Here is a 4281-nt window from a genome sequence, read left to right as displayed (position 1 = left end):
AAGAAAGTAGCGATAGTTGCCTGTATGAGAAAGATGGTTGTGACACTTAATTCAATGCTAAGAGACGGTATAATGTGGGATAAAGATAGCGCCAAAAATTAGCTATTGACGCCATAGTCTCTTGTTAGGTTTATGACTCTTTAGGAGCCCAAAGCGTATGCTCTTGCCACCCCTCAAGGAACCCCATTTGCTCAAGAGTAACTACTTTTGGAGCACTTTCAAGTAAAGACAGCAAACGCTCTGTTAAGCCATTTGAAACTGAAACTTGATCAGACAAATGCTTTATAACGCACAGTCGACTATATAAGGTATTTTTACGTGTCATATGTTCTTTCAATTCTTTAGTGTCTCGAGGCATAAAGACTTGAAAACTGCGATTCCAAACACGGTTATGGTGTGCGCACAAGTTTCGAAGGTGTGATAAGCAGTGGAACCACGATCCCATAACTTCACCACTTTTAACATCAAATTGTTTGGCAATAGCTTTTTGATCAGACAAAAACAAATCTGCGTAAAGACGTGACCAGGTACCAAAAGTAAGCACTTCAGTTATCATCCAAGATGGAGGTAACGAGGGAGATTGATAGTTATCATAGTAGTGTGAAATGAATAGCTCTTTCGCGTCTTTTATACGCGCATGAAAACCATCGTATTCAAAGGTAGGACTTAAGACAGCTAAATTCATAAACCAATGAGGTCCATGGCTGTTTGCCATATGCTCGCTAATACATGTACGCAAGCCTACTTCAACCTTTTGAATTTCTTCAATTATGAGTAGACGAACTCTACGGTCAAACTCGTATAGTGAAACGATATCATCAAAGGTGGTACCCTCAATAAACGTTTTCGGTAACACGGGGAGAGGCTTTCGCTCTTGTGTCATTTGATAAAACGGGTAACAATAACCACGTAGGCGAAAGTATCCTATGAATTTTAAAGCATTCAGCGCAGCATTCTCGTCTGGAATAACTAAACCTCTTTGCTTTAACTTATCCAACAGAGACTGAGGTGACATAGTCGATTTATTATAGTGCTGCTTTTTTATTTCCGTTTGTTTAGCCATTCACTGATAACCATGCAAAAAAAAACCCGCCTATTTGCGCTATTCTGAGAAGGAAGCGTGGCGGGTGTTGTTAAGGCTTAATCTAGCACCAGTTGACGCACCTGTCAATATTACAATTACATAGTTTTCAAACGTAAACCTAACGCCTGCTTAAGCCGTAGCCAACAGCCAGAAAGCTCAAACAGACCAACGTAATCACAAAACTTCAACCAAACCAAAAATGCCAAAGGTTGGCTGTCGGCTTGAAGCTCTTGTTAGCTGTTGTCTCACAGTGATTACCGAAAGCACCTCATTACATGCTGGCACTCAATCACCACCTTTCAACGATGACTTCATTTTTTTCAGCTCTGACTTAAGTTCTTCTATTTCTTTTTGTTGATTAGCTTGAAACCATGATAAAACTAACAGAGGAAAAATTACATAAATTGCTGGAGTACCATGAGCAAAGCCGACAAACGCGCCAACTGATGCCGGAAATAAAATAACTCCGTAACCCGTTAATATCCCTTTCAATCTCTAACTCCTTTTCTGATTTTTCTTCTTAGCCAATTATGTTGCCCTTTATGCAATCTCTGTGGTGAGCAGCAAAAACAGCTAACGCCCAGTTAAGTAGCCAAAAACGCACAAATGCTGTTTCTGCAAACTACCCTAAACACAAAACTCAACGCAAACTAAAAATGCCACGCGTTTTTGGTCTGCTTGAACTGTTTGTTATGAACGGACTTTACGGCAACCTCGGAATTCCAACAAATACAAATGGTTAAGACACAGAGCCAATTCACAAAATGCCGGCAGCTACACGATAAACCCACAACGAGTTGATTCAAAACGCACACCAAACTTTGAAGTTTTCAATGCCCTGCCGCCCCACAGAAATCACGGCGCAGCAAATGGCTGCTAGAAGTAGCCACTCGGCAAAAGTAACCAAACAGCCAATTTGCCTTTTGATGAAATCCAAGCGGCATTTCATCAAAGAAACTCAAAACATTTCCAAGCTGAGATCATTTCAAAATATCGAAGATGCCAGATTCGAATAAAGAGCCTTAACTCCTAATTTTTCAGAACTTTTCTAGATGCTTCATAACGCCAGCTTAAACCGCAGACAACGCACAAATCAAGCCGCTGCATTACGCCTTAAACACTAAAATTACCGCAAACCAAAAATGCCACGCGTTGTTTGTCGGTTTGAAGCTTTTGTTAGAGCGATACAAGCATACAAACTAGCTTGGCAATGAAGCACTTAGCTTGCATTCAATGAAAGGTATCTTAACCAACAAAACTTACTGCAACCAGACCACAAAACTCAAAACACCGATTCGGTCGAGAATTTAGAAGAACAAACCGAAAACCAAACTTCAAAATCCGATGTCCTCAACTGGCATGAGATCCCAAAGCAGCTTGGCTGATAGAGAATTCTCCACCTTGGTGCAGGTCAAGGAATCGAACTCAAAAACACTGAAGCCAGCAATATTCGAGAACCTTACAACCCTTGAATTTTCAAAGCGCTATAACGCCCGCTTAAGCCGCTGACAACGCTATACAAAAGCTACCGCATTGCGCCTTAAACACAATTATCACTGCAAACCTAAAATGCCACGCGTTGGCAGTCCGCTTGAAGCGTTTGTTAGAGCGTAACGAGTACACAAACTCACTTGGTAGAGAAGCATTTTTCTTGCATTCAATGAACAGCATCTTAACCAACAAAACCTACTGCAACCAGACCACAAAGCCCAAAACACCGATTCAGTCGAGGAATTTACAAGAACGAACCGAAAGCCAAGCTTCAAAATCCGGCTAACCTAATTGGTTTTTAAAGCTTACTGAAACTTGGTTTGCGAAGATTTTCCACCTTGATTTAGGTTAAGGAATCGAACTTTCCAGCACTTAAGCCAGCTATTTTCGAGAACCTTGCAACCCTTGAACCACCAAAGCGCTATAACGCCCGCTTAAGCTGCTGACAACACTATACAAAAGCTACCGCATTGCGCCTTAAACACAATTATCACTGCAAACCTAAAATGCCACGCGTTGGCAGTCCGCTTGAAGCGTTTGTTATGTTGTTTTACTTAGGTGAACTTATTTATATAATTCTCTTTAGTTCTTTTTCTTCGCTCTTTGTTCACTTTGACAAAAGGATGTTGATTCCCCTTAATGTTTAGAGGCAGATCATGTTGCTTAATCAATGCTTGCTCAATACCAACATAATCAGACGTTTGACTATAGCTGATATAAACATGCTGATCCAAAAAAACATTTAATAACTCTTGTTTCGACAAACAGTCTATATCTTCATGATTAGCAATATAACTTAAACGTAGCGTAGACAAGGTACCATGCAAAATACATGAATGTGATGTATTTACCATACCTAAATGCCACTTTAACCGATACCGAAGATCTTTAGCCATACCTACATATAGAAGATGAACACTCTCACCACTAGGTATAATTTCTTGCTTAGAAGGAAAGACACCATTTAACTTTTGCAATCCTTCTGTATCAACAAAGTGTTTATAAACACCACCTTTATTTGGCACCTCATTTATATCATTCCGAATTTCGAGCGCTGAAAACAGCCTAGTAAACATGATTTCACCAAAACATAAAATAGAGTTAAAACTAGCTATTATCCCAATAATAAAGAATGTAATAAAGGCTGATAAAGTAACAAAACATAACGCCCAGTTAAGTAGCCAAAAACGCACAAATGCTGCTTCCGCAAGCTACCTTAATCACCAAACCCACCGCAAACTAAAAATGCCACGCGTTTTTGGTCTGCTTGAACTGTTTGTTAGAGCGATACAAGCATACAAACTCGCTTGGCAATGAAGCACTTAGCTTGCATTCAATGAACGACATCTTAGCCAACAAAACCTACTGCAACCAGACCACGAAACCCAAAACACCAACTCAGTCGAGAATTTAGAAGAACAAACCGAAAACCAAGCTTCAAAATCCGGCTAACCTAATTGGTTTTTAAAACTTACAGCGACTTGGCTTGCGACGGCTTTCCACCTTGATGTTGATTGAGAAAGCGAACTTAAAAACACTGAAGCCAGCAACTTTCGAAATCATTACAACCCTTGAGTCATCAAAGCGCTATAACGCCAGCTTAAACCGCAAACAACGCACAAATCAAGCCGCTGCATTGCACCTTAAACACTAAATTCACCGCAAACCAAAAATGCCACGCGTTGTTTGTCGGTTTGAAGCTTTTG

4 protein-coding genes and 1 pseudogene are annotated in these 4281 nt (G+C 40.3%); 1 reads left to right on the top strand and 4 read right to left on the bottom strand.

Going from position 1 to position 4281, the window contains the following annotated elements:
• Window positions 1–102 (top strand): annotated as a pseudogene (locus tag HC752_RS23650) (IS110 family transposase); the annotation flags it as partial.
• Between the two features lie 28 nt (window positions 103–130).
• Here HC752_RS23650 and HC752_RS23645 read toward each other — a convergent pair.
• The 4 genes from HC752_RS23645 to HC752_RS23630 form a co-directional block, all read right to left on the bottom strand.
• Window positions 131–1063 (bottom strand): Abi family protein, encoded by a 933-nt coding sequence (locus HC752_RS23645; RefSeq protein ID WP_123011671.1) that lies wholly within the window; start codon window positions 1061–1063, stop codon window positions 131–133.
• Between the two features lie 306 nt (window positions 1064–1369).
• Window positions 1370–1576, bottom strand: coding sequence for a hypothetical protein (locus HC752_RS23640; RefSeq protein ID WP_190337646.1), 207 nt, complete (start codon window positions 1574–1576; stop codon window positions 1370–1372).
• Window positions 1577–1914: 338 nt separating this feature from the next.
• Window positions 1915–2046 carry a hypothetical protein gene (locus HC752_RS25190; protein WP_274602165.1) on the bottom strand — a complete coding sequence of 44 codons (132 nt, stop codon included), beginning with the start codon at window positions 2044–2046 and terminating at the stop codon, window positions 1915–1917.
• A 1083-nt stretch (window positions 2047–3129) separates the two neighbouring features.
• Window positions 3130–3768 carry a GIY-YIG nuclease family protein gene (locus HC752_RS23630; RefSeq protein WP_190337644.1) on the bottom strand — a complete coding sequence of 213 codons (639 nt, stop codon included), beginning with the start codon at window positions 3766–3768 and terminating at the stop codon, window positions 3130–3132.
• Window positions 3769–4281 lie beyond the last annotated feature (513 nt).

This window comes from Vibrio sp. S9_S30, from assembly GCF_014694455.1.
GTDB lineage: Bacteria > Pseudomonadota > Gammaproteobacteria > Enterobacterales > Vibrionaceae > Vibrio.
The sequence above is the reverse complement of the archived record's forward strand: the minus strand, read 5'-3'. Positions and strand labels throughout refer to the sequence as shown.

Coding starts and splice junctions, on each gene's coding strand:
- HC752_RS23645 (WP_123011671.1), bottom strand. CDS start 1,063: ATGGCTAAACAAACGGAAATAAAAAAGCAGCACTATAATAAATCGACT.